At 50.1% G+C, this 25,185-nt stretch carries 19 protein-coding genes; 17 read left to right on the top strand and 2 right to left on the bottom strand.

Features of this window, described 5'->3' with window-relative positions:
• Positions 1-4: 4 nt before the first annotated feature.
• The 12 genes from tssF (at position 5) to VH187_RS23110 (ending at position 17,147) form a co-directional block, all read left to right on the top strand.
• Positions 5-1,822, top strand: coding sequence for a type VI secretion system baseplate subunit TssF (gene tssF, locus VH187_RS23165; RefSeq protein WP_329703779.1), 1,818 nt, complete (start codon positions 5-7; stop codon positions 1,820-1,822).
• Positions 1,789-2,835 (top strand): type VI secretion system baseplate subunit TssG, encoded by a 1,047-nt coding sequence (gene tssG / locus VH187_RS23160; RefSeq protein ID WP_329703778.1) that lies wholly within the window; start codon positions 1,789-1,791, stop codon positions 2,833-2,835. The genes tssF and tssG overlap by 34 nt, the downstream gene beginning before the upstream one ends.
• Before the next feature lie 4 nt (positions 2,836-2,839).
• Positions 2,840-4,141 (top strand): type VI secretion system-associated FHA domain protein TagH, encoded by a 1,302-nt coding sequence (gene tagH / locus VH187_RS23155; protein WP_329703777.1) that lies wholly within the window; start codon positions 2,840-2,842, stop codon positions 4,139-4,141.
• Entirely contained in the window at positions 4,138-4,668 is a 531-nt protein-coding gene (gene tssJ / locus VH187_RS23150) for a type VI secretion system lipoprotein TssJ (RefSeq protein WP_329703776.1), read from the top strand. Before tagH ends, tssJ begins: the two co-directional genes overlap by 4 nt.
• A gap of 2 nt (positions 4,669-4,670) precedes the next feature.
• The gene (tssK, locus tag VH187_RS23145) at positions 4,671-6,014 is read left to right on the top strand and encodes a type VI secretion system baseplate subunit TssK (RefSeq protein WP_329703775.1); all 1,344 of its coding nucleotides are present in this window, start codon (positions 4,671-4,673) and stop codon (positions 6,012-6,014) included.
• Positions 6,015-6,066: 52 nt separating this feature from the next.
• Positions 6,067-6,831 (top strand): type IVB secretion system protein IcmH/DotU, encoded by a 765-nt coding sequence (gene icmH, locus VH187_RS23140; RefSeq protein WP_329703795.1) that lies wholly within the window; start codon positions 6,067-6,069, stop codon positions 6,829-6,831.
• A 9-nt stretch (positions 6,832-6,840) separates the two neighbouring features.
• Complete coding sequence (gene tssH, locus VH187_RS23135) at positions 6,841-9,510, top strand: type VI secretion system ATPase TssH (RefSeq protein ID WP_329703774.1); 2,670 nt, start codon at positions 6,841-6,843, stop codon at positions 9,508-9,510.
• Positions 9,511-9,524: 14 nt separating this feature from the next.
• Positions 9,525-10,190 carry a type VI secretion system-associated protein VasI gene (gene vasI, locus VH187_RS23130; RefSeq protein WP_329703773.1) on the top strand — a complete coding sequence of 222 codons (666 nt, stop codon included), beginning with the start codon at positions 9,525-9,527 and terminating at the stop codon, positions 10,188-10,190.
• A gap of 5 nt (positions 10,191-10,195) precedes the next feature.
• Positions 10,196-11,614, top strand: a complete 1,419-nt coding sequence (gene tssA / locus VH187_RS23125) for a type VI secretion system protein TssA (RefSeq protein WP_329703772.1) — start codon at positions 10,196-10,198, stop codon at positions 11,612-11,614.
• Positions 11,615-11,626: 12 nt separating this feature from the next.
• A complete protein-coding gene (tssM, locus tag VH187_RS23120) occupies positions 11,627-15,157 on the top strand; it encodes a type VI secretion system membrane subunit TssM (RefSeq protein WP_329703771.1) in 3,531 nt (1,176 codons plus the stop codon).
• 80 nt (positions 15,158-15,237) lie between these two features.
• Positions 15,238-15,717: an Hcp family type VI secretion system effector gene (locus tag VH187_RS23115; RefSeq protein ID WP_329703770.1), complete on the top strand. Its 480-nt coding sequence runs from the start codon at positions 15,238-15,240 to the stop codon at positions 15,715-15,717.
• A 98-nt stretch (positions 15,718-15,815) separates the two neighbouring features.
• Positions 15,816-17,147, top strand: a complete 1,332-nt coding sequence (locus VH187_RS23110) for a VasL domain-containing protein (protein WP_329703769.1) — start codon at positions 15,816-15,818, stop codon at positions 17,145-17,147.
• 124 nt (positions 17,148-17,271) lie between these two features.
• Here VH187_RS23110 and VH187_RS23105 read toward each other — a convergent pair whose 3' ends face one another.
• Complete coding sequence (locus tag VH187_RS23105) at positions 17,272-18,027, bottom strand: lipoprotein YafT (RefSeq protein WP_329703768.1); 756 nt, start codon at positions 18,025-18,027, stop codon at positions 17,272-17,274.
• A 278-nt stretch (positions 18,028-18,305) separates the two neighbouring features.
• Positions 18,306-19,532 carry an anaerobic sulfatase maturase gene (locus tag VH187_RS23100; RefSeq protein ID WP_329703767.1) on the bottom strand — a complete coding sequence of 409 codons (1,227 nt, stop codon included), beginning with the start codon at positions 19,530-19,532 and terminating at the stop codon, positions 18,306-18,308.
• Between the two features lie 157 nt (positions 19,533-19,689).
• Between VH187_RS23100 and VH187_RS23095 the strand changes: the two genes are divergently transcribed.
• From VH187_RS23095 to VH187_RS23075, 5 genes are read left to right on the top strand one after another with little or no spacing between them, the layout of a single operon-like run.
• The gene (locus tag VH187_RS23095) at positions 19,690-21,231 is read left to right on the top strand and encodes a PTS transporter subunit EIIC (RefSeq protein ID WP_329703766.1); all 1,542 of its coding nucleotides are present in this window, start codon (positions 19,690-19,692) and stop codon (positions 21,229-21,231) included.
• 14 nt (positions 21,232-21,245) lie between these two features.
• Positions 21,246-23,006, top strand: a complete 1,761-nt coding sequence (locus VH187_RS23090) for a sulfatase (RefSeq protein ID WP_329703765.1) — start codon at positions 21,246-21,248, stop codon at positions 23,004-23,006.
• Between the two features lie 2 nt (positions 23,007-23,008).
• Positions 23,009-23,887, top strand: a complete 879-nt coding sequence (locus tag VH187_RS23085) for an aldose epimerase family protein (protein WP_329703764.1) — start codon at positions 23,009-23,011, stop codon at positions 23,885-23,887.
• Positions 23,888-23,930: 43 nt separating this feature from the next.
• Positions 23,931-24,812 carry a MurR/RpiR family transcriptional regulator gene (locus VH187_RS23080; protein WP_329703763.1) on the top strand — a complete coding sequence of 294 codons (882 nt, stop codon included), beginning with the start codon at positions 23,931-23,933 and terminating at the stop codon, positions 24,810-24,812.
• On the top strand, positions 24,796-25,185 hold the full coding sequence (locus VH187_RS23075) for a YidH family protein (protein WP_329703762.1): 390 nt from the start codon (positions 24,796-24,798) through the stop codon (positions 25,183-25,185). The genes VH187_RS23080 and VH187_RS23075 overlap by 17 nt, the downstream gene beginning before the upstream one ends.

Raw genomic sequence — 25,185 nt, 5'->3', positions numbered from 1 at the left:
GGGAATGGCTTTTGAAGAACGCTATTATCGGGAAGAGCTGGATTACCTTCGACAGCTTGGCAAGCTATTGGCACAGGAAAAACCCTATCTGGCGCGGTTTCTTTCTGAGAAAGAAGGTGATCCCGATGTAGAACGTTTGCTGGAGGCCTTTGCTTTTCTGTCTGGCGGACTGCGGCAAAAACTGGAGGATGAATTCCCTGAGCTTACGCATGGGTTGATTAACATGCTATGGCCGAATTATCTGCGCCCGGTGCCATCCATGACGATTATAGAATATCAGCCAAAAGAAGAATTGAAGACTCCGGTGCTGATATCGCGTAATGAACTTGTAAAAAATCGCGCTCCTGGTAAAGGCTTTTCCAATGATTCTGCTGACCATGCTGAAAAGGATGCTGCACATTCTGAGTGCCATTTTACCCTCGCACGTGATACCTGGCTACAACCGTTATATATCCAAACGGTACGTAATAGCAGTAGCCTGAAAGAGGGGATCATTGAGATTGATTTATTTACCGAGGGAAATGTACCCGCTAACACATTGGACCTTAATAAACTCACTTTTTGGCTCGGCAATGAAGATGACTATACCCGTTATCAACTTTATATGTGGTTCAGTGAAAGGTTAATGGATGCTGAACTCATTGCCGGGGATCATTGTATATCGCAACACAACCTCTGGCTTGAAGCTGCTGGGTTTGAGCGAGACGATGCCTTGTTGCCCTGGCCGAAGAATGTCCACAGTGGTTATCGCGTATTGCAGGAATATTTTTGCTACCCGGAGAGTTTTTTCTTTTTCCATCTACGAGATGTTGCGCCACTACCGGAAGATTTCCCTGTTAACGCTTTCACCCTGCGGCTTCGTTTTAGCCAGCCACTCCCGGCTGATGTGAAAATACGCAAAGATTCAATCCGTCTTTATTGTACGCCTGCGGTTAATTTATTTACGCATTATGCCGAACCCGTGAAGCCCGACAGCAGTGCTACACAATATCCGTTGTGCGCCAGTCATCAGCATCCAGAAAGCTATGATATTTTCCAGATAAAATCGATTTCCAGTAAAATTAGAGAGTCTGCTAAAGACTCACAAATTCGTTTCTGGCCTCAATTCGAAGGTTTTCAGCATCAAATTGAGTACAGCCAGCAACGTGAAGTTATTTATTGGCATCATCGTACGAAAAGCTCTCTCTTTCACCGTGGACATGAACATGCCATTGCCTTTGTTCATGCTGATGGAGTTACACCAGACAGTCCTAAATTTAATAAAGAAGTCCTTACCGCTACGCTCGTGTGCACGAATCGGATGCTTCCACTATCACTGCATACTGGCGACATTACCGTTGCTGTGAATAAAGATCCGGCAGTTGCATCTTTCAGCAACATCACACGTCCAACGCAACCGCTGTACCCGGTAACGGATGGGGCGATGCACTGGTCACTGATCTCCTGCATGAATCTAAATTACCTTTCACTGTTAGACAGAGAGGGGTTGATTCAGGTTTTGAGCACGTTTGATTTGCCCGGTATTCACCATCCTCAACAGGCCCGGCTTTCCCGACAAAAGCTCGATGCCATCGAAAAAATGGAAACGCACCCGGTCGATCGGCTCTTTAAAGGCGTTCCCATTCGGGGCCTGGCAACAACGTTATGGATAAACCCATCGCCGTTTCTCTGCGAGGGGGAGATTTACCTGTTAGGGAATATGCTTTCACATTTCTTCGCGCTCTACGCCAGCATTAATTCATTTCATTGTCTGAAAGTCATCAACACGGAAAGTCAGGAGGCCTGGGAATGGCAGCACATCGGTCACCACGCCCTGATGTAGCCTCGGACAGCTCGTTTCAGACGAGTCTACGTGGAATCAATTTCTATGTGTTAATGGAAGCGCTGTATCGCGAAGCCAGTGAATCTGAACGGGAGCCTTCGCTACAGGTTTCGCCCGAGCAGGAAAGGGTGTTGTTTCAGTCAGATGCAAGCATTGCATTCCCTGGCAACGATCTGAGCTCCCTCAAGCGCAACCATCGCGGTCAGTTATTACTGACAACACGGTTTTTAGGGCTTTCAGGTAGTCAGTCTCCATTACCCGGTTACTACCTTGATCAGATGGCCAGAGAGGATGCGCAGAATGAGGACGGAATGGTCGCCTTTCTCGATCTCTTCAGCCATCGTTGGACGCAGTTTGTCTATCACGCCTGGCGAAAGTACCGCTATCACATCTGTTTTCGACAGGGTGGAACGGATCACTTTTCACAGCGTATGTATGCATTGGTTGGGCTTGGTAATCAGCACATCCGTGACACTCTGGCCATCAATCACAGCAAAATGCTGGCCTATGCCGGCATTTTGGCGACACCCGGTCGAGCGCCCGAGGTGGTGTGTAACTTGGTGTCCCACTGTTTTGATTTACCCGATGTATCCCTTGAAAACTGGCAATTGCGTAGGGTAGCTATCAATCCCTCACAACAAAATCGGCTGGGCGTACGTTATCCGAAGACAAAAACAGCGGGCTATATTCCTGGCCGATCGGTTCTGGGTGTCAATTTTACGCTGGGAGCGCGCGTACCCGATCGCAGTGGAAAGTTTCTACTGAAAATTGGCAGTTTATCTATGGCTCGCTACCTCACCTTTCTGCCTGATGGTGAAAACCATCAGGCACTAAAAATGTTTATTTCATTCCTCCTGCGTGATCAGTTTGCATGGGATCTCGTGCTGTGCCTGGCACCGGATCAGGCAAAAGAAATGCGATTAGGCGAAAAGGCAAATACTTGCTTAGGGCGGACGAGTTTTATTAGTCAGCCGAAATCGCCGCCGTTTATCACTCTCCACATCAGGGAATAATTTTATGGAGCAAGCCTTGGCTGACGAAAAACAGCATCAGACTGAGTTATCTCTCACGTTACAGGTTATGAACGGTAACGAACTGGCGAGTGGACGCGCGGCAAAATGCCTCTTTAACCATGACGGGGGCGATATTGGTCATGCAGAAGGTTGTCATTGGTTAGTGCAAGACAGAGCGGACGCTATTGCCGGGCGAGCTTGCTCCATTCTTTTGCATGATGGTGCTTTCTGCCTGAAGAGCCTGATGCCTGGAATGATGATCAATCTGGCACCTGTGTCTATCGATGCCGGTTTAGTTCGTTTGCGGCAAGGTGATGAGATTAGCCTCGGTGCGCTGGTGTTAAAGGTCTTTCTTCATGAAGGCAAGCGGATTAGCTATGAAGAGCAGATGGCAGCGCCGGAAAGTATCGTCAATAGTCATGATTCTCTGGCAGATACACTTTTATCCACGGATAACCAGCCGGCCTATCCGGGTATGCCACATCGTCACCAGTTAGGTGCGACTGTCGCCAATGCTTTTTCTGTTGATCCTTTGCAAGTCTTGCAGACGGAAAGTCTGGTGCCGAGAGATGAACAAGATCGCTTTTCATCGCGAAGTCACAGGGCTCCTCAATCGGACCTGAAACCAAACGGTGGAATCGACACTGCCTTTATGGATTTACCCCCCGTTTATGCAAATCCACGAGACGATGATGAGTTCGAGGCAGAGGACATTACGCAAAGACATCTTGCGTTGACGCCATTATTACGTGGTCTTGGGAGTTCACTCTCGGTACGAAATTCTCAGGATGCAGATGCATTTCTGGAGGAAGCCGGACGTGCATTGCAGGCCGCAGTTCAGGGCTTACTCGATTTACAGCACAGTCAAAACAGTCTTTCCGATAAGCATTTACGGCCGTTAGAGGATAACCCTCTACGGTTAAATCTGAACTATTCCACTGTGTTGGATGTGATGTTTGCTGAAGGGAAAAGCCCGGTACATCTTGCGGCCCCTGCAGCCATTCGTGAAAGTTTGCGCAATATTCGCCATCACGAAGAAGCGAATGGGGCAGCGATCGCTGAAGCCCTGCAAGTCATGCTCGACGCTTTCTCGCCACAAAATTTAATGCGTCGATTTGTGCAGTACCGACGCAGCCACGAGCTGCGTCATGCGCTGGATGATGCCGGCGCATGGCAGATGTATAGCCATTATTACGATGAATTGGCCTCGGATCGGCAGCAAGGCTTCGCCATGTTGTTTAACGAAGTTTATGCCCAGGTATACGACCGAACGCTACGTGAGAAACAGCGGGAGCAAGATGCATGAAGCTGCATTTCTTCCTGCTCTGCGTATTGGTTGTACTGGTCGGGAATTTAACCGGTTGTGAGACCGCCAAAAAGCTCGGTCAGGTGATAAGCAATCCCGATGTCCAGGTTGGAAAACCAGCGGAGCAGCCCTCTGACATTGTTGTGACGTTGCTGACTGAACCGGAGAGCAATGCAAATGCAGAGGGTGAACCTGCACCGATAGATGTTCAGCTTATTTATCTCAGTGACGATTCAAAGCTTCAGGCAGCTGATTACGACCAAATAGCCACTACGCCTTTACCGGATGCGCTGGGGAAAAATTATATCGACCACCAGGATTTCACCCTGTTACCCGATACCGTCAAAACATTGCCCTCAGCCAACATGGATGAAAAAACACAGTTTATTGGTGTAGTGGCTTATTTTTCCGATGACCAAACGTCGCAATGGAAAAGCATCGAGCCGGTTGAAGGCACAGGACACCATTACAGCCTGCTTGTGCATGTACGGCAGAGCAGTATTGAAATGAAAAAAGAGGAACAGTGACGATGGCGACAATGAAAAACAGGGTTCTCTGGCAGGAAGGCATGTTTGCGCTACCGCAGCACTTCCAGCAACAGCAGCGCCATAGTGATTATATTCTTGGCGAACGACTGGATGCCTTAGGGGATTTTGCCTGGGGATTTACCGAACTGTCATTAAATACCGAACTGCTTGCGCAGGGTAAAGTCATGATTGACCGCGCGGTAGGGTGCATGCCAGACGGAACTGTTTTCTCCATCCCTGACCAGGATCTGCTGCCTGTTCCTTTTGTTCCGGATGCTTTAGCCACACCCGAGAGCCACGAACTTTACCTGGCGCTACCGATTATGAGTGGCGTGATTAATGAAATTAAAGGGTTGAAAAGTTCTGGTCAGAGCACTGACCGGTACAGTGTCAGCCTTGCGGACATCCGAGATTTGCACACGGATGGTGGTGATGTACAAACGCTGACGCTTGGGCAGTTGACGCCAAAAATTGTCAGCGGCGCAGAAGATCTGAGTGCGATGATTACACTCCCTCTATGCAGGATCCGCAATCGAATTTCGGGGGGCGCACTGGTGCTGGACGAGAGTTTCATTCCCACTTGCCAGACGTTACGTGTCAGCCATGTTCTGGATCGTTTTATCGGCGAAATTCAGGGGCTTATTGCTACCCGGGCCGCCGACCTGGCTAAACGTATTGGATCACCTGAGCAGAGCGGTATTGCTGATGTGGCGGAGTTTATGATGCTACAAATGCTTAACCGCAGCCAAATGCATTTTACCCACCGCTCCCATCTTCATACCTTACATCCCGAAGTTTTTTATTTGGATCTGGTGCGCTTATTGGGCGAATTGATGACCTTCACGGAAAACAGCCGTTTACCCTGTACCGTGGATATTTATAACCATCACGATCTCACCTTGTCATTTAAAACGGTGATCCCGGAACTTCGTCGGGCGCTCAATATTGTTCTACAACCGCGAGCGCAGAACCTACCGCTTATTTTCACCGACGGTGTTTATCTCGCGACGGTCAACGACCCAATGTTGCTTCAATCTGGCTCTTTCATCCTGGCCGTTCGGGCGCGGATGCCGCATAACCAGATAATCCTTCAATTTACCCAACAGTCCAAAATTGCAGCCACTGACAAAATTCGCAATGTGGTTAGCGTACAGGTTCCTGGGGTTCCTTTGCGCTCGCTCACCGCTGCCCCCCGTCAACTGCCTTATCACGATGGATATGTCTACTTTGAACTGGAGAAGGGGGCAGGGGCCTGGCAAGACGTGGTGAAAGCGGGCGCTTTGGCATTACATATTTCCGGCACGTTCCCGGAACTGGATTTACAACTGTGGGCAATAAGGAATTAAGGCCATGAGTGAACACATTGGCCCTTTTGCTGCTGAAATTAACGATCCCAGCATGAGTGATTATCCGGCACAGACGCGAGGATTTTTTGACAGCGAAGGGGGCTGTGAGCGGCACTATTCACTCACGCTGCGAGGTAATAGCCTCAACCCGATGATTGATGCCGCAACGCCCCTGCTTGGGATGGTGATGCGTCTCGCTGGAATGAACAGCAACGCAATGCCAGACCATCTGTTTGCGCAGGTTGTCACCGATGTTCAGGCTGTAGAACAACTCCTGCAAGAACAAGGTTATGAGCCTGGAATCATCGTTTCATTTCGCTACATTCTTTGCACTTTCATTGATGAAGCTGCGTTGGGCAACGGCTGGTCAAACAAAAATGAATGGATAAAACAGTCGCTGCTGGTGCATTTCCATAATGAAGCCTGGGGTGGCGAGAAGGTGTTTATTTTGCTGGAACGCCTGATGCGCGAGCCTAAACGTTATCAGGATTTACTGGAATTCTTATACCTCTGTTTCTCGTTGGGTTTTCGTGGACGCTACAAAGTTGCGCAGCAAGGGCAGGATGAGTTCGAGCAAATTTATCGTCGACTCCACCATGTTTTACATGGACTACGGGGTGATGCACCTTTTCCGCTGCTGCATCAGGACAACAAATCGCAGGATAATTTATATCGCTTAATTACGCGCCTGACGATCAAGCATGTTTTCCTGGGCTCTGCCGTCGTTTTAGTGCTGGTTTATCTGTTTTATCTGTTGCGCCTCGATGCGCAAACTCAGGACATTCTCCATCAGTTAAACCGTCTTCTTGCCAGGTAAGGATACCTTATGATTCAGATTGATTTGGCTACGCTGGTTAAGCAGCTTAATACCTTCACTAAACAGTCGCTGGAAATGGCCGCTTCGGCGTGTATGGCACAGCAGGCGACAGAAATCACCGTGAGTCATGTGTTGCTGCAAATGTTGGCTATGACACGCAGTGATCTGCGGGTCATTACTGAGCAGGCTGATATCACGCTTGAGAGTTTGAAGCAGGCATTGACCGTAGAAAGCTATACCTCCGTGAGAGCCGCAGAGAGTTATCCTGCTTTCTCACCAATGCTGGTGGAGTGGCTCAAGGATGGCTGGTTACTCGCATCAGCCGAGATGCAAATGACTCAATTGCGAGGCGGCGTACTCTTGCTCGCGTTGCTACATGCACCCCTACGCTATATTTCGCCAGCGGCCGCTCGGTTGTTGACCGGGATTAACCGCGATAGGCTGCAGCAAGATTTCGAAGAATGGACGCGGGAATCTGCGGAATCAGTCGCGCTAAATTGCGACGGTAGTTCTGCATCGGTTGCCAAAGATAATGGCGACAGTTTTCTGGCGCGATATGCAAAAAATATGACCGAAGATGCCCGTAATGGGCGACTTGACCCCGTGTTATGTCGTGATAACGAAATCGATCTGATGATCGATATTCTTTGCCGTCGTCGCAAAAATAATCCTGTGGTAGTGGGAGAGGCGGGCGTCGGAAAAAGTGCGTTAATTGAAGGACTGGCGTTACGTATTATCGCGGGCCACGTTCCGGAAAAGCTCAGACACACCGATATTATGACCCTGGATTTGGGCGCGTTGCAGGCAGGAGCATCGGTAAAGGGGGAATTTGAGAAACGGTTTAAAGGGCTGATGAGCGAAGTGATTTCATCGCCTGTTCCCGTTATTTTGTTTATCGATGAAGCGCATACGTTAATCGGGGCCGGAAACCAGCAGGGTGGTCTTGATATCTCGAACCTCCTCAAGCCGGCATTGGCCCGTGGCGAACTCAAAACAATTGCGGCCACGACCTGGAGCGAATACAAAAAATATTTTGAGAAAGATGCGGCTCTGTCGCGTCGTTTCCAGCTTGTAAAAGTCGGCGAGCCGACGGCCGCAGAAGCCACGATTATTTTACGCGGTCTGTCAGCAGTTTATGAGCAGGCTCATGGCGTGTTGATCGATGATGAAGCTTTACAGGCTGCGGCCAGTCTAAGCGAACGCTACCTCTCAGGGCGTCAATTGCCGGATAAGGCGATAGATGTTCTGGATACCGCCTGTGCAAGAGTGGCGATCAATCTTTCATCGCCACCGAAGCAAATGTCAGCTCTCACTACGCAATGCCATCAACACGAAACAGAAATTCGTCAGCTTACACGCGAAATCCGTATTGGCCTGTGCTCAGATTCAACTCGCCTGGATGAGATCCAGGAGCAACATGAAACGGTGCGTAATGAGCTTCAGTGCATGGAGGCTGCATGGACCAAACAGCAGGCGTTGGTTCAGGCGATAATTTCACTACGCCAGCAGTTGCTGGAGGAGGCGGATGCCACGTCAACTGAGGCGATTTCTTCAAACTTCGCACCCGCCGAACAGTTGGCTCAACTCAGCGCTGAACTTGCTGATTTGCATCGAACACAGTTGCTGGTATCGGCCCATGTAGATAAAAAACAGATAGCTGCCGTAATTGCTGAGTGGACAGGTGTGCCGTTGAATCGCCTCTCGCAGAATGAAATGTCAGTCATTACCGATTTACCGCAATGGCTCGGTGAGACTATCAAAGGCCAATCTCTGGCTATTCAGCACCTGCATAAACACTTGCTCACAGCTCGTGCAGATTTGCGTCGTCCCGGTCGCCCGCTTGGGGCATTTCTACTCGCCGGGCCGAGTGGTGTTGGCAAGACCGAAACTGTATTACAGCTGGCAGAACTGCTTTATGGCGGCCGTCAGTATCTTACGACCATCAACATGTCCGAATTTCAGGAAAAACACACTGTTTCGCGCCTGATTGGCTCACCACCGGGTTACGTCGGCTATGGTGAAGGTGGCGTATTGACGGAAGCCATTCGACAAAAACCTTATTCGGTTGTGCTGTTGGATGAGGTCGAGAAAGCCCATCCGGATGTGCTGAATCTTTTCTATCAGGCCTTCGACAAAGGTGAAATGGCGGATGGCGAAGGACGGCTTATCGATTGTAAAAACATCGTTTTCTTCCTGACCTCAAATTTGGGGTATCAGGTCATTGTTGAACACGCTGAAAATCCAGACGTTATGACAGAGGCGCTTTATCCGATACTGGCCGATTTCTTTAAACCAGCGCTGTTGGCTCGCATGGAAGTGATCCCCTACTTGCCTCTTACAAATGACACTCTCGCCGACATCATTTCCGGAAAGCTGGTGCGTCTGGAAAACGTTCTTCGACGTCGTTTTGATGCGGAGGTCATTATCGAACCGAGCGTCACTGATGAAATTATGGGCCGAGTTACGCGGGCAGAAAATGGTGCACGTATGTTGGAGTCAATTATTGACGGGGAAATGTTGCCACCATTGTCGCTTTTATTGCTGCATAAAATAGCGGCGGATAAGTCTATCTCCCGTATTCATTTGACTACAGTGGGCGGCAATTTCACGGCCGCAATCGAAGAAACTCCGGATGTCATCGCTTCTGCCGTTAAAGGTGAAAGTGTTCTATGCGAATAGTTTCCAGTGGGTTGATGGCAATAATTTTAGTCGCCCTCTCGATTTGCGTCGGGGAAGCGTTTGCTGGCAGTCAGGGGGAACCGGGCACAACCTTACAAGCGATGCAGTCCTGCCGTCAGGTTGCAGCAGCACTTGAACGCCTGGATTGCTATGACCATCTTCTGACACCAGAACACATGGGGTTTGAGGGGGCGCTAGTCAAAGCTCGCTACGACGGTGAGTCACGGATGCGTGCGCTCACTCAAGAGAAGCAACGCTCGGGCAACACGACTCAGTTACTGATGATCCAGACCACGGGTGAACATCCGACGGTCCTTATTACGACTCCGGCGATTGGCAATGTACCCCCGCGTCCCATTCTTGCATTCAGTTGTGTAGACAATATTACCCGAATGCAGGTTGCCCTGATGAAGGAGCGGGAAGGCAATGATCTGGCGATCACACTGGATGTTGATGGTCGGCAGATTCGTAGCCACTGGTTTATTCGTGAAAACGGCCTCCTGCTGGAATCCAGTCGTGGGCTATCTGGCATTGATGAAATCAAGCAACTGTTTGGTGGTAAAACACTGACGATGGTTATTGGATCAGGCGACAGTGCTGGAAAACTCACTTTTGATATCGATGGGCTGGCGCAGGCAATCGCGCCATTGCGGGAAGCCTGCCATTGGGCCGGGCAATAAGGAGCATGAGTATGAATTTGCGTAGCCCCGATGTCTGGATTTCGCATTTGCTGGAAACGATCCCACTGGAAAAACAGGCTTCAACCCTGTGCGATGACAATCCTGACTGGGACTATATCGACAGTGAAATCGTCAATCTGGGGGCCCTTGCTCACGGCAAACTGGATATTCCGGAAATTCAACGCCGTGGCTTGCGATTGCTGGCGACAGAAAGTAAAGATTTCCGTTTGCTGGCACACCTGCTTCGCATCTTCCAGCATGCCGGTAATACTGTTTTAGCCGTGCGTCTTTTGGTGATCTACGTAGAGCATTTTTGGACAGTGGCGTCGCCACAAAATGCCATACAAAAACAAAGGCTTGCTTTACAGGTATTGAAACGGTTTGAGAGTGGTATGGCGTTGTTTACAGAAGGAAAAGATGCCGTTCAGAGTGACCAGCTACTTGCCGGATTGGCAACATTACGACAGCACTGGCAAGAAAACGGTTCGCCAATATTAGGTCAGGCGACAGAAAATCTCATCGCGCAATACCAACGCGCTTTCAACAATGTCGAAATCTCGCCCTCTTTGCCTGAGCATTCTGAGCCTGATACCGCACATGCATCACAGGGGCAAGTAGCCGTTGAGACGAATAAGAACACGCATTCGTCTGCATTGATGCCACCGATAACCATCGATAACCGTGACGACAAAGCCTGGCGTGATTCATTGTTGAAAGTGGCCAACCTGCTCTGCGAGGCCCAGCCCTCATTGCCTTTAGGCTACCGCATAAGACGTCATGCAGTCTGGCATACCATTACCGCGGCGCCACAGGCTGACAGCGGCGGAAGAACTCAACTCGCGGGTGTACCTGTTGATATGGTTGCAGATTATCAGGCTCGTTTGAAAGGAGCGGATTTACCGCTTTGGCAGCAGGTGGAAAAGAGTCTGTTGTTAGCGCCCTACTGGCTCGATGGACATTACCTTTCCGCCCAGATAGCTCTGCTGCTGGGTTATGAAGAGGTGGCTCTGGTTATTCGTGAAGAAACCGTTCGGTTTCTGGAACGCCTGCCTATGCTGCACTCTTTATGTTTCAACGACCACATGCCTTTTATCGCCGATGCCACTCGGATGTGGCTGGAAGCACCCTCTGCCACTGAGCAGAGAGGGGGCAGTCACATTCATGAAGAATCGCAGACGGCACATCAATTATTCGAAGAGCAAGGGATCGTACCCGCTTTACTGTATCTGGAATCGCTCTCTGTGGGCGAACCGCGTGACCAATTTTACCGTCAGTTTCTGAGCGTACAGCTACAGGAAAAAGCGGGGATGGCACAACTTGCACAGCAACACTATCGGCTGCTGTTAAGAGCAGGGAAGCAGATAGGGCTCTCCGACTGGGAGCCTGCGCTGCTAACGCAACTGGAAAAGAAAATCAGGGATTAACAGGGAGCCTTTGTGTTCAAATTACCCACTCCCCGCAAGTTCAGCGGGATGAAATCAATGCTCAGACCGGCAATGCCCCGGTTTAAAGTTTCTGTTGCATGGCTGCTTGCACTGGCTTGGCTCTTTCTGCTGGTGTTGATCTGGTGGAAAGGCCCGACCTGGTCGCTCTACGATCAAAAATGGTTGGCGCCGCTGGCTAATCGCTGGCTGGCAACGGCTGTATGGGTGCTTGCAGCAGTTGTGTGGCTGACCTGGCGGGTGATAGCCCGATTACACCTGCTTGAGAAACAGCAAAAGCAGCTGCGTCAGGAGGACCATGATCCGCTTAGCGTTGAATTGAACAGGCAGCAACGCTATCTCGATCGCTGGTTGCTGCGACTGCAGCGCCATCTCGATAGTCGACGTTACCTTTGGCAATTACCCTGGTATATGGTTATCGGCCCTAAAGGTAGCGGTAAAACAGCGTTGCTTAAAGAAGGATATCCCTCTGATGTTATTTATCATCCGGAAACCCTTCGTGGCAAGGTTGAGCAGCGTAACGACATCATTCCGTACGTTGGTAAGCAGGCCATTATTTTTGATGTTGATGGGGGGCTGTGTGAACAATCCGATACCGATATGCTCCCACGTCGTCTTTGGGAGCATTGGTTGACATGGTTAGAGCAACATCGTACCCGTCAACCACTGAATGGGCTGGTGCTCACGCTGGATTTGCCAGCGCTTCTCACCGCAGATAAACGGGGTCGTGAAGCGTTGTTAATGACACTTCGCCAGCGCCTGCAGGATATTCGACAGCACCTTCACTGCCAGTTGCCGGTGTATGTAATATTGACCCGACTGGATCTCTTACATGGTTTTGCGGCACTTTTTCAGTCTCTGGACCGCAAAGATCGCGATGCGATCCTTGGTGTGACGTTCACACACCACGCCCATGAAAAGGACGTCTGGCGATCAGAACTGAATGTTTTTTGGCAAACCTGGATGGCGAAGCTTAACCAGTCTCTGGCAGACCAGATGCTTGCGCAAAGCCAGGCGTCGTCACGCAGTTCATTATTCAGTTTTGTGCGGCAAATGCAGGGGGCACGTGAGCAACTGGAAACATTGCTCCAGGGTCTGCTGGATGGGGAAAACATGGACGTCATGCTTAGGGGAGTGTACCTCACATCCTCATTACAGCGTGGGCAGATAGATGATCTTTTTACTCAGTCTTCTGCGCGGCAGTATGGACTCGGGAAAGGGTCGTTAGCAGCATGGCCATTGGTAGAAACGACGCCTTATTTTATCCGCAGCTTATTTCCGCAGGTGCTTCTGGCTGAGCCCAATCTGGCGGGTGAGAACAGTGTCTGGCTTCGGCATTCACGCCGCAGACTGGCGTTGTTTTCTGGGTGCAGTTTCGTATTCCTGGTCATGGCTATCGTCGGTTGGCGCTATTACTACAACACTAACTGGCGTGCTGGCGTTACGGTGCTTAATCAAGCCAAAGCCTTTATGTCCGTTCCGCCGCCACAGGGCGAAGATTATTTGGGAAATTTGCAATTACCGCTGCTCAACCCGGTTCGTGATGCGACGCTGGCCTACGGTGACTGGGGTGAACGCAGTCGGCTATCGGAAATGGGGCTATATCAGGGAAGCCGAATCGGTCCTTATGTAGAGCAAACCTACTTGCAGCTTCTGCAGCAACGCTATCTTCCTTCCTTGATGAATGGGCTCATCAAAGATCTGGCGTCGGCTCCTGCTAATAGCGAGAAAAAACTCGCCGTTTTGCGTGTTATTCGGATGCTGGAAGATAAAAGCGGGCGCAACGATGATGTTGTAAAGCAATACATGGCGAAGCGTTGGAGCGAGGCTTTTCATGGGCAGCGCACTGTACAAACGCAATTGATGTCACATTTGGATTATGCGCTGACACATACCGACTGGCATGCAGACCGGCAGAAAGGAGACGGTGATGCGATCAGTCTCTGGACTCCTTATAGCACACCCGTTGTGGCTGCTCAGCACGAACTCAGCAAACTCCCGGTCTATCAGCGCGTTTACCAAAGCCTGAAAACACGGGCATTGGGCGTTTTACCAGCAGACCTGAATATTCGTGATCAGATTGGCTCCTCCTATGAGGCGGTCTTTGTCTCCGGTGACGATAGCAAACTGGTTATCCCACAGTTTCTCACCCGTTACGGCCTACAGAGCTACTTTGTCAAACAGCGTGATGAGTTGGTGACGTTGACGGCAATGGATTCCTGGGTTCTTAATCTTACCCAAAGCGTGAAATACAGCGATGCTGACCGGGCCGAAATCCAACGTCAACTCACCGATCAATATCTGAGTGATTACACGGCTACGTGGCGTGCCGGAATGGATAATCTTAATGTGCGCGATTATGCCTCTATCGCGCAACTGACGGAGGCGTTGGAGCAAATTATCAGTGGCGACCAGCCCTTCCAGCGGGCGTTAACAGCGTTACGGGATAACACGCAGCCCACAGCGATTTCTGAAAAACTGGATGACAAAGAGAGAGCTGACATTCTGGCAGAGCCTGACTATCGCCTCCTCACGCGGTTGGGCCATGATTTCGCGGCGGAAAACAGCACGTTGGCGGTGCAGAAGGATAAAGAAAGCACGCTGCAGGCCGTTTACCAGCAGTTGAGCGAACTGCATCGTTACCTGTTGGCTATCCAGAATGCACCAGTGCCAGGAAAATCAGCCCTGAAAGCTGTTCAGCTTCGGCTTGATCAGAATAGCAGTGACCCTATTTTTGTCACCCGACAAATGGCAAAAACGTTACCTGCGCCGCTTAATCGCTGGGTTGGAAAACTGGCCGATCAGGCCTGGCATGTCGTCATGGTTGAGGCCGTCCATTATATGGAACTGGACTGGCGTGATAACGTTGTGGCGACGTTCAATACCCAACTTGCCGATAAATATCCTTTTAACCCTCATGCTAGCGAAGATGTATCCCTGGATGCATTTGAGCGATTCTTCAAACCCGATGGCGTGCTGGATCTCTTTTATCAGCAAAATCTAAAGCTGTTTATGGAGAACGAACTGAATCTTGATAGCGATGACAGTGTTGTTATTCGTGAAGATATCCAGCAGCAGTTGGAAGCGGCGAACAAGATCCGCGATATCTTCTTCAGTAAACAGAATGGACTGGGGGCGGAATATGCCCTGGAAACGGTATCTCTTTCCGGGAATAAGCGCCGAAGCGTTCTCAATCTTGATGGTCAACTGGTGGATTACAGCCAAGGGAGAAGCTACACCGCCCATCTTGTCTGGCCGAATAATATGCGTGAAGGTAACGAGAGCAAGCTAACGCTGGTGGGGGTTGCGGGGAACTCGCCTCGAAGTATTCGTTTCACCGGCCCTTGGGCTCAGTTCCGGCTGTTTAGTGCGGGTCAGTTGACCAGCGTGCAGGAGGGAACTTTCACCGTAAAATTTAACCTGGACGGTGGAACGATGGTTTATCGAGTTCATACAGATACGGAAGATAATCCATTCAGCGGTGGAATGTTTAGCCAGTTCCAACTGCCGGATACGCTTTATTAAATAACGTTACCTGCTCCTGATATATATCCGGAGCAGGCATCACACTGGTTTCGTGCCTGCAATCTGCAAAAGGAATAATTATGGCAAATATCACTTATTTAACGCTTAACGGACAAATACAAGGGCTCATTTCTGCTGGATGTTCAACGATGGATTCGATTGGCAATAAAGCCCAATTAAGCCACAGCGACCAGATAATGATTCTGGGGTTAAACCATGGAATGTCACGTCAGCAGAATATTAATCACCAATCACTCACTATTGTAAAACCGGTTGATAAATCATCGCCATTATTAGCGAAGGCAATTAATGAAAATGAAGCCATGACCTGTGATTTCATTTTTTATCGCACAAACCGAGCGGGTCTTAACGAAGTTTATTACAAGCTGAAACTTACCGCTGCCCGGATAGCCAGTATTCATCTTCAGCTTCCGCATACGGTAGAGAATGCAGCTGGCCAACCGGAAGAATCGATCGAGTTCACTTATGAATCTATTACCTGGGAGCACTGCACCGCGGGCACCAGCGCATACAGTTTATGGAGTGAAAGAGTCTTGTGATTGATGAACTCTGTTGAAGCAAACATATGAATATCATCCAAAGAAGGGAAGGCACATTAGCCCACTCTTAAATAATTCCCACCTGCCAAGGACGCGAAATGAATTCTTTTGTGGAAACTCAGAGCATTACCACCGGATCCGATCCGCGCGCATTGCCGGAGTTCAGCGCTATCCGGGAAGAAATCAATAAGTCCAATCATCCCTCTCAGCCGGAACTAAACTGGAAGCTGGTTGAGTCGCTGGCGTTGGCGATATTCAAGACAAACGGTGTGGATCTCCATACCGTAGCTTATTACACCCTTGCGCGTACCCGTACGCAGGGACTGATAGGTTTCTGCGAAGGCACAGAATTACTGGCTGCGATGATAACCCATGAATGGGATAAATTCTGGCCTCAGGCAGGATCTGCACGAAGTGAAATGCTTGACTGGTTTAATACCCGGACCGGCAATATCTTGCGTCAACAGTTGTCATTTTCTGATTCCGACCTGGCGATACTCCATCGCACCGAAGTAGCCTTGCAGCTATTGTGTAATAAGCTCCAGCAGGTCGAGTTGACACGCCAGCCGAGAGTAGAGAATCTTCTCTACTTTGTGCAGAACACGCGTAAGCGGCTTGAACCGAAACCGAAAAGCGAAGATATTTTGGCCACATCCTTTGCGGCTGTGCGAACGCTGGTTTATGCTCCAGAAAGTGTATCTTCCCCGGTAGAGAATCAACCTCCACTACCAGCACTTCCTGATGTCAGAATTGCGGTTTGCTCCGGTTCCAGAGAGAACTCACAGAATGAAAAATCTCGGCATACTATCGCCAAAGGATTTATCGCCGGTCTTGGCTGTGCTGCAATAATTTCAGCCGGTCTGTGGTGGTGGCGGGTTTATCCGATGAAACAGCAGCTTTTAAGCGCCCAAAATAGTGCGCAGGGGGCGGCTTTACTCTGGTTAAGTTCGCCTGATAATGGACGTTATGCTACGGGGATGCAGCATTTGCTTGAGGCTTCCCCATTAATGTCGCTTAACCTTGGCGAGCAAATGCGACAAACAGCAGAATCTCTGTGGCCTGAAGATGAGCAGCAACAACATATCTCATCTTTGTGGTTTAAAACGTTGCAAACGCGGGCGGAGAGTAGCCCTCAGTTGAGTGGCTGGCAACAAACGAGACAAGATTTAAGGGCGTTTTCAGATCTTCTGGAAAAGCGAGAGCAGGCAAAAGAAGGGTTTACGCTTTCCTATATTAAAACGGTGGTCTATCAGGCAGAGCGCTCTCTTAATCAGGATATACCCCTGGAATATTTGTTGACCCAATATCAGGAGGCGCGAATGCAAGGGTTAAGTACAGAGGTACAAGAACAACTGATTAATGAACGACTCAATGGAGTATTAAGTCGATGGATGTTGCTTCAGGAAAATACGACGGAAAATAATAAGTAACATATATTATGCATGCGGCTTTCTATCGATTCAGATGTGAATGATTGATGGTTTTTTTCTGTGATAAAATGAATCTCGCTGCCACTTCTGTTCATAGTGGCAGGAGGCTCAACGCAACTATCATTTATTCAAAGCGTGTCGTTAAATCCTTAACTGCGGCAGCATATGTTTTTTGTTTAAGCTGAACGAGTTGTTGTTCCGTTGTCTCTGGTTTGCTGGGCTGAGATGCAGGGACGATATACTCGTCATTCCCCGGAGACCAGCTCGCCCACTCCCCTGATGCCACATCGACCAGTGCAAAACGAATCAAATATCGAAGAGAGGAGGCATCTGCCATTTTATCACTCTTGTAATCAGACCATTGAGTCGATTTTGTGGTGACATCATAATGGCCTGACTGTAACGCCTCCCAGTAAACAACAATCGTTTTTTGCCGTCCTTTCGCTGCAATATAGCGTAAGGCCTGCATATAATTCATGTTTTCATTGATAGGGGTATCTTGTACTTTGGTATTGCATGACATTGGTTTCTGCCTGTCTGGGATGCCGGAGAAAGTAGCCACTGTATAATAACGACTCATTTCTTTTTGCATGGATAATTCAGGTGCGCGATTTCCCGATTGAACCAAAATAACAGAGGAATGCAGCGGGACACTCAATTTCTCACTATCCAGTGCGGCCTGAATATCTTCTTCTGAAACCGCCAATGTGGTTTCATTACCAAAAATATCCTTGTCTGTTAGTTGTAATTCTGCTGAGTTACCCACATTGTGGCTGCTTGCCTGGGTGCTACCGACTTTTTTTGCATCAATCGGTGATTCTGCACAACCATTCAGCAAAAATATTGTTAAGCATAATAATGCAACGTTTCCGTACTTCATTTTACTCCTCCCTGAGGTTTCACGAATTCGAATTGAAAAGCCAGGTGAAATTATATACCTGACGGTCTGTTGTGAAAGAATAATTTTACAAATAGATTATATTTTTATTATGAATGTTTGTTTTAAATTAATATGAATAAGTATATATAATTATGAGAAAGCTTAGTTACGGCTTCATGTGAAGTGGGGTTGAGCCGTTGGCGATGGCCATTTTATCATCGAGGTTGGTGACCACCTGAGCGATCACCTTTAATACGGTGGCTGTTACACAGAATTATTTACAGGGTCGTAGCGTTCTGAGCCTCAATAACAGCAACCACCGACATCACGTTTGCTGGTGGCTGCTGTTGCTGTATCTGTTGTGCCATGTAGCGCATATACGGGTTGATATGGCTGAAAAAGGCTTTGTAGCCTGCACAAAGATGATTGTGCCAGCGTTCACCTTTTTTGTGGATGCGGTGCTTCGGGCATCCTCCATGACAGGCAAAACGCCATTCACATTGCATGCAATCGGGTGTGAGTTCCGTTTTCGCCATTCCAAACTTTTTTTGCTGCTTGCTGGCTGCCATTTTTGCCAGGCTTTCACGTCGAAGATTTCCTAACCGGTGCTCTGGGTAGACGTAATGATCGCAGCTGTACACATCGCCATTTTGTTCAACAACCAACCCAAAACCACAGGATGCCTGCATGACACACAATGAAGGTTTCTCCCCCAGCCAGGCAGCCAGTGAACTGTCGAACATCTGCACATAGACGCGCCCCACATCCCGGCGAACCCAGATATCAAAAACGCCTTTCATGAATTTCCCCCACTGTTCGCCCGATACCGACCACCTTGTCAACGTGGTCCCGGTAAGTGTCTGCGGGTAGAGCAATTCACCATATTTTTCGTTTACGGCCCTTTGTTCGACAGCCGGAATAAACTGGACAAATTCTGCTTTTAACTCTCTGGTCAGGTAGTCGTAAATCTCCTTCGGATGCTCAGCAGTGACGTTGTTGACGACTGTCAGTACATTCACGTCGACACGATACTTTTTTAGCAAAGCCATCGCATTGATGACGCTGTGAAAGACTGACTTCTGGCTGCGGGTTTTGCGGTAGGTATCATGTAACCAGGCCGGTCCGTCAATGGAAAGCCCGACCAGGAAGTGATTTCTCGCCAGAAATTCAGCCCACGGTTCATCAATCAGCACGCCGTTAGTCTGGATACTGTTGCTGATGCGTTTACCGGCGGCATATTTAGCCTGGAGCGCTAAGGCTTTCTCGTAGAATGCAATGCCGGCCAGTGTGGGTTCTCCTCCTTGCCAGGTGAATTCCACTTCCGGGCCTGGGTTAGCCTCAATGTACTGTCTTACATAAGCCTCAAGAGTGGTGTCATCCATATGCCGTGCAGGTTTTCTGGGCTTCAGAGTCCCCTGGTCCTTTTCCAGATAAAAGCAGTAATCGCAGGCGATATTGCACTGGTAGCTGACGGGTTTGGCCATCAAATGGAAAGGTTTGTTCATGGGTTCCCCTCAAAAATTCACGCATAAAATTTAGTGATATTGCTCACTATTTTGTCAATGCGTTTTGACTTTGACCGTGAATGATCGAAACATAGTTTTCATTGATAATATTATATCATGAAATATAAATTTCATAACACCAACATCAGGGGTCTTTATGAGCAAATTGTTTGCCGGGGCACAAAACCTGGGTAAGTCGTTTATGCTGCCAATTGCGGTCCTGCCTGCGGCAGGGCTGTTGCTGGGATTTGGCGGCGTCTTTACGAATCCTGTGACGATATCGACCTATCCTGCCCTCAACAGTGAGGTGATTCAGGCGATTTTTACAGTTATGAAACTGTGTGGCAGTGTGGTCTTCGATAATCTCTCGTTGCTATTTGCTGTCGGTATCGCGGTTGGGATGGCGCGCAGCGATAAGGGTACGGCGGGCCTGGCGGCCGTTTTGTGTTACATCGTGATGAACAAAGCTATTAACGCTTCTCTGCTGCTTTCAGGCACGCTGGCAACGGAAAATCTGGCCGTAGTAGGTCAGGCGAGCGTCATGGGGATCACCACTCTGCAAACCGGGGTGATGGGGGGGATTTTGAGTGGCCTGCTGGCCTACCGGGTACAGAAGCGTTTCGGAAAAACCGAACTGCCAAGCCTGCTCGCTTTCTTCAGCGGCTCTCGTTTTGTACCAATTGTCAGTTCTTTTTTTGCCATCTTCCTTGGTGTGCTCTTGTTCTGGGTCTGGCCACACATTCAGATGGGGATCACCCATCTGGGCGGTCTGGTTGAAAAAACTGGCTACATTGGCACGCTGTTCTACGGCATGATCCTCAAATGCCTCATTCCCCTCGGTCTCCATCATCTGTTCTATCTCCCATTCTGGCTGACCAGTGTCGGAGGGGAGCAGATGGTAAACGGAAATCTGGTGCAGGGAACGCAGAAAATCTTCTTTGCTCAGTTGGCAGATCCGTCAGTGACGCAGTATTACTCTGGCGTGTCCCGTTTCATGGCCGGACGCTTCGCTGACTTCATGTTTGGCCTACCGGGTGCGGCTTTGGCCATTTACCATTCCGCTCGTCCTGAGAATAAGAAAAAAGTTGCCAGCCTGATGCTGTCCGCTGCGCTCACCGCTTTTGTCACGGGGATTACCGAGCCTCTGGAATTTGCCTTCATGTTCTGCGCGCCGCTGCTGTATGGCGTACACATCGTGCTGACCGGTGTGGCATTTATGTTCACGCACATTCTGCAAATCACGGTGGGGCAGACGTTCTCCGGCGGACTTATCGATTTCCTGCTATTTGGGGTTCTCCAGGGTAACGCCAAAACCAACTGGCTGCTGATGCTTCCCCTCGGTGCCGTGATGTTCTGCCTGTACTACTTCTCTTTCCGCTTTCTAATCAAATGGCATCAACTGAAAACGCCAGGGCGTGAAGACGATACTGAAGATGATTCCCCGACGGTGAGTACCACAGGTAATGAGCGTGCCGCCGGGATCGTCCAGGCGCTGGGTGGTCGGGAGAATATTGTTGATGTGGACTGCTGCGCCACCCGCCTTCGCATCACGGTCAAAAATCCGCAAAACGTCGTTGTGGATGCGTTCAAACAACTCGGCAGCCGTGGCGCATTCGTCCGTGGAGAAGGCGTGCAGGTGGTGTATGGACCACATGTCACCCTGATCAAAAACGAAGTTGAAGAATTTATCGGTTCATAAAGAAGAGACGTCTTATGAAAGCTGTAATGCTGATGTTTGATACGCTGACACGTAACCATCTCGCCCCTTATGGGGGCGATGCCCTCACCCCCAATTTTACCCGGTTGGCCCGCGAGTCTGCACAGTTTGACAACTTCTATGTCGGCAGTATGCCCTGCATGCCTGCCCGGCGCGAACTGCATACCGGGCGTTACAATTTTCTGCATCGCAGTTGGGGGCCGCTGGAGCCGTTTGATTTTTCAACGTTTCAGGCGCTGAAACAGGCTGGCGTCCATACCCACATGGTGACCGACCATAAACACTACTGGCGTGATGGCGGGGCGACTTACCACACCCGCTACTCTACTTTCGAATTCATTCGTGGCCAGGAAGGGGATTGCTGGAAAGGGCAGGTTGAGAAACCCGCCATCAACTGGCAGGGCATGGAAGACGAAGAAACCCTGCGTCGTCGCAGCGGACGCATGACACAAGATTTGATTAATCGTGCAGCCATGCCTACCCAGGAAGATCATTTTACCCACCGAACCATCAGTGCCGGTATAGAGTTCCTGGAAACCAATCAGCACCAGGATAATTGGTTCCTGCAGATCGAATGTTTCGATCCTCATGAACCGTTCTTTGTCCCGGAAAAATACCTCGCACAGTATGGCTGCACGCCTGATGAGTTTGACGGCTGGGTGCCTTACTACTGCGGTGCGCCGGGCGGTAAGGACGATGATAAAGTCCGGAAATTCTACCAGGCGCTTATCACCATGTGTGATGACTATCTGGGGCAGGTGATGGACAAACTGAAAGCGCTGGATCTGTGGGAAGACACCCTGTTCATCGTTTGTACTGACCACGGTTTTCTGCTCGGAGAGCATCAGTGGTGGGGCAAGAACATCATGCCGGTGTACAACGAAATCGCTAATACACCATTCTTTATCCGCGATCCTCGTTGTAAAGCCGAAGGCGTTCGTCGCAGCGCACTGGCTCAGACTGTTGATATCCCGGCAACCCTGCTGGAGTATTTCGATGTTCCGCGTCCGCCATCCATGACCGGTAAACCGCTGCGTCAGGCCGTGGAAAATGACACGCCCGTACGGGACTATGCGATGTTTGGTTACTTTGGCGGCCACATCAATATCACCGACGGCGACTATGTCTATATGCGTTGCCCACGAGAAGAAGGGAAGGGGAATTTGTATGAGTACACCCTGATGCCGACCCGAATCGACAGCATGTTCAAAGTGAATGAATTACAGAACATCAGCATTCATCCCGGCTTTGATTTCACCCAGGGTGCGCAGGTCATGCAAATCCCGGCCACCTTCGGTTATCTGAATCCGTGGCGCTTCGGGGATAAGCTTTTCGACCTCAACGCCGATCCGAAACAGATGCAACCTCTGCATGACAGTGAGCGGGCTTTCCATTACGCACAGGCAATGATCAGGCTGATGCGCTCTCATGATGCCCCGCCTGAGCTCTATAATCGATTTGAGCTGGACACGCTGACACCTGAGCGAGAGAAAGCCTTCGCTGAACGCTGGTCCAGTCTCACAGTTTGGACAGATAAGACATATCGCTGTGAACATCATGGTGTGGAGGAGGCGCTGCGTTTTGTCCTCAGCGCAGCAAAAGAGCAGGGAATGTCTCAGGAAGAGGTGCTGAAGCACTTCCCCGCAGGGCATCTGCTGGTGGAGAGGGATATCTTCACGTTGATTGATGCCTGTTTTACCGGTGACCGGCATAAGGCCCTGGTTTATCAGACTCGGTTGTTGCTGAGGACGGAGTAGACATGAACGCCTGGCAACTTGAAAACGATCGCTTTCGGATCGCGGTGAACGCGACAGGCGGTGAGTTATCCCGAATCTATGACAAATTCACCAGTCGTGAATGGTTGTGGCAACCCGCGCAAGACGTCTGGAACAACTCTGCCACCCAGCTGTTTCCAGTCGTTGGTGCGCTTATTCATCAGGGAATCAAGGTGGACGAGAAGTTCCTGCCCTTACCGGCGCACGGTTTTCTGCGTCAACAGTTGTTCACTTGTATTGAACAGGATGAGTGCCACCTGCTGCTGGAGGCCCGGGCCACATCTGAAACCCTCAGTATTTGGCCCTGGCGCTGGCGTGTTCAGATGCGGCTCATGCTGCATTCAGATGGGCTCAGTGTGTCACAGCATGTCTTTAATGATGACAGTCAGTCATTCTGGTATTCCATTGGCTGGCATCCTGGGTTTGCAATTCCTGTGGCCAGCGAACCAGGCTGGCATGTGCAATTTGGTGAAAAGGGCGTCAGGGGACCGTTTCCTACCCGTAACAGAACGCTGGTCACCGACGGTCAGACCCGGACAACCACGTCATTTCCACTGACAGAGACATCATTTCGTGATGGTGCCATCTACTTTGGTGACTGTAAGCAACAACAGGTCCGGATCTGCTCGCCGGATGATACAACCGTCATGATGCTCGAAACGGATGAACATGACTGGCTGGCTCTCTGGGGCATTCCAGGTGCGGATCTTCTGTGCATCGAGCCCTTGGCCGGAACAACCGATACCCCGGACTTTGATGGCATAGCCAGGAATAAGCGTGGGATACGACAACTGGTGCCAGGTGAGAGTCAGGCATTTGCCGTGAGGCTGCGCTTTGAGGTAGACGCATGCGCAGGGGGTTGACAGAATACCCGTTATTTTTCATGCAAAAAGGTCAGGTACGGCAATGAGCGCAAATCGCGAAAATGTGCGGGTATATATCAGTAATGTGCTGGGCGGGCTCGGTGAAACAGACCAGCATATTGCCCGGTTTATTCTGGAGCAACCTGCAACAGTAGCGCAGATGCCAGTGCGCAAACTGGCCGAAGCGATGTCGGTCAGTGAAGCCACTATCGTGCGTTTTTGCAAAAAGATTGGTTACAGCGGTCTGCTCGATCTTAAAGCCGCCCTCAAGCGCGAGTTGCTGGACGAACGCGAGCAGCTGCTGCCATCGTCCCCGGATATCTTCCTGGACGATACCCGCAACGATGTGGCGCAGAAGATTGCTCTGACAGTCGAAACCACCCTGAATGAGACCATAGGTCTGCTGGACATGCAGGTCGTCAACCCGGTAGTGGAACGCTTTCTGACCGCGAATCGCGTGCTGTTCGTAGGGTTCGGCGCATCCGGGCTTTCGGCAATGGAAGCTCGCGACAAAATGAACCGTCAGGGCATTGATTCGGAAGCCTATACCGACCGTTTCACCATGACGCTGAAACTCGCCAACCTCAAACCTGAAGATCTGGTGGTGGCTTTTTCGCACTCCGGCGAAACCCCCGAAGTGGTCAATGCGTTTCGGCTTGCCAGAAAAGCGGGTGCACAGTGTCTGGCTATCACCCACAGTCCTCAGTCACCGCTGACTGAACTCGCAGACACCTGGCTATTGACCAGCGGTAACGCCGGCCCCTACCAGGGGGACTCGATCGCTACGCGTATGTCACAGCTGTTCATGATCGAGTTTTTGTGCACGGAAATCACCCGCCATAACCTTCGCGACAGCGCATCGACCGGACTGTCGATTAAAGAATTGTTGATAAAAGAAAGGATTAAACGTGAGTCTACAGGATAGCACGCAGTCAACACGCCCAAAGGGTAAGTGGTGGCTTGCCGGCAAAACCCCCGATTACCGATTTACGCTTGCTAATGAGCGCACATTTCTGGCCTGGATACGCACCGCGCTGGCTTTTATGGCCGGCGCTGTCGGAATAGAACAATTTTCCCCGCAGTTGTCCTCTGCAGAACTTCGCATCGGCATTTCGACAATGCTGCTGGTGGCGGCATCAATGATGGGATACACAGCCTGGCGACGCTGGCGCCGGAATGAGTATGCCATGCGCCTTGAAAGCAATTTACCCTACACCCGTGCGCTGGTGATTCTGGCGGCTCTGATGGTGGTTCTCGCCACATTACTGGGGATACTGCTCTGGCAGGGACAATCGTGA

The sequence above is a fragment of the Scandinavium sp. genome, from assembly GCF_036271055.1.
GTDB lineage: Bacteria > Pseudomonadota > Gammaproteobacteria > Enterobacterales > Enterobacteriaceae > Scandinavium.
The sequence above is the reverse complement of the archived record's forward strand: the minus strand, read 5'-3'. Positions and strand labels throughout refer to the sequence as shown.

What these genes read in the sequence shown, in the direction of transcription:
- VH187_RS23095 (WP_329703766.1), top strand. Translation starts at nt 19,690, where the DNA reads ATGAGCAAATTGTTTGCCGGGGCACAAAACCTGGGTAAGTCGTTTATG.
- icmH (WP_329703795.1), top strand. Translation starts at nt 6,067, where the DNA reads ATGAGTGATTATCCGGCACAGACGCGAGGATTTTTTGACAGCGAAGGG.
- VH187_RS23115 (WP_329703770.1), top strand. Translation starts at nt 15,238, where the DNA reads ATGGCAAATATCACTTATTTAACGCTTAACGGACAAATACAAGGGCTC.
- tssK (WP_329703775.1), top strand. Translation starts at nt 4,671, where the DNA reads ATGGCGACAATGAAAAACAGGGTTCTCTGGCAGGAAGGCATGTTTGCG.
- tssG (WP_329703778.1), top strand. Translation starts at nt 1,789, where the DNA reads ATGGCAGCACATCGGTCACCACGCCCTGATGTAGCCTCGGACAGCTCG.
- VH187_RS23100 (WP_329703767.1), bottom strand. Translation starts at nt 19,532, where the DNA reads ATGAACAAACCTTTCCATTTGATGGCCAAACCCGTCAGCTACCAGTGC.
- tssJ (WP_329703776.1), top strand. Translation starts at nt 4,138, where the DNA reads ATGAAGCTGCATTTCTTCCTGCTCTGCGTATTGGTTGTACTGGTCGGG.
- VH187_RS23090 (WP_329703765.1), top strand. Translation starts at nt 21,246, where the DNA reads ATGAAAGCTGTAATGCTGATGTTTGATACGCTGACACGTAACCATCTC.
- VH187_RS23080 (WP_329703763.1), top strand. Translation starts at nt 23,931, where the DNA reads ATGAGCGCAAATCGCGAAAATGTGCGGGTATATATCAGTAATGTGCTG.
- tssH (WP_329703774.1), top strand. Translation starts at nt 6,841, where the DNA reads ATGATTCAGATTGATTTGGCTACGCTGGTTAAGCAGCTTAATACCTTC.
- VH187_RS23085 (WP_329703764.1), top strand. Translation starts at nt 23,009, where the DNA reads ATGAACGCCTGGCAACTTGAAAACGATCGCTTTCGGATCGCGGTGAAC.
- VH187_RS23105 (WP_329703768.1), bottom strand. Translation starts at nt 18,027, where the DNA reads ATGAAGTACGGAAACGTTGCATTATTATGCTTAACAATATTTTTGCTG.
- VH187_RS23110 (WP_329703769.1), top strand. Translation starts at nt 15,816, where the DNA reads ATGAATTCTTTTGTGGAAACTCAGAGCATTACCACCGGATCCGATCCG.
- tssF (WP_329703779.1), top strand. Translation starts at nt 5, where the DNA reads ATGGCTTTTGAAGAACGCTATTATCGGGAAGAGCTGGATTACCTTCGA.
- vasI (WP_329703773.1), top strand. Translation starts at nt 9,525, where the DNA reads ATGGCAATAATTTTAGTCGCCCTCTCGATTTGCGTCGGGGAAGCGTTT.
- tssA (WP_329703772.1), top strand. Translation starts at nt 10,196, where the DNA reads ATGAGTATGAATTTGCGTAGCCCCGATGTCTGGATTTCGCATTTGCTG.
- tagH (WP_329703777.1), top strand. Translation starts at nt 2,840, where the DNA reads ATGGAGCAAGCCTTGGCTGACGAAAAACAGCATCAGACTGAGTTATCT.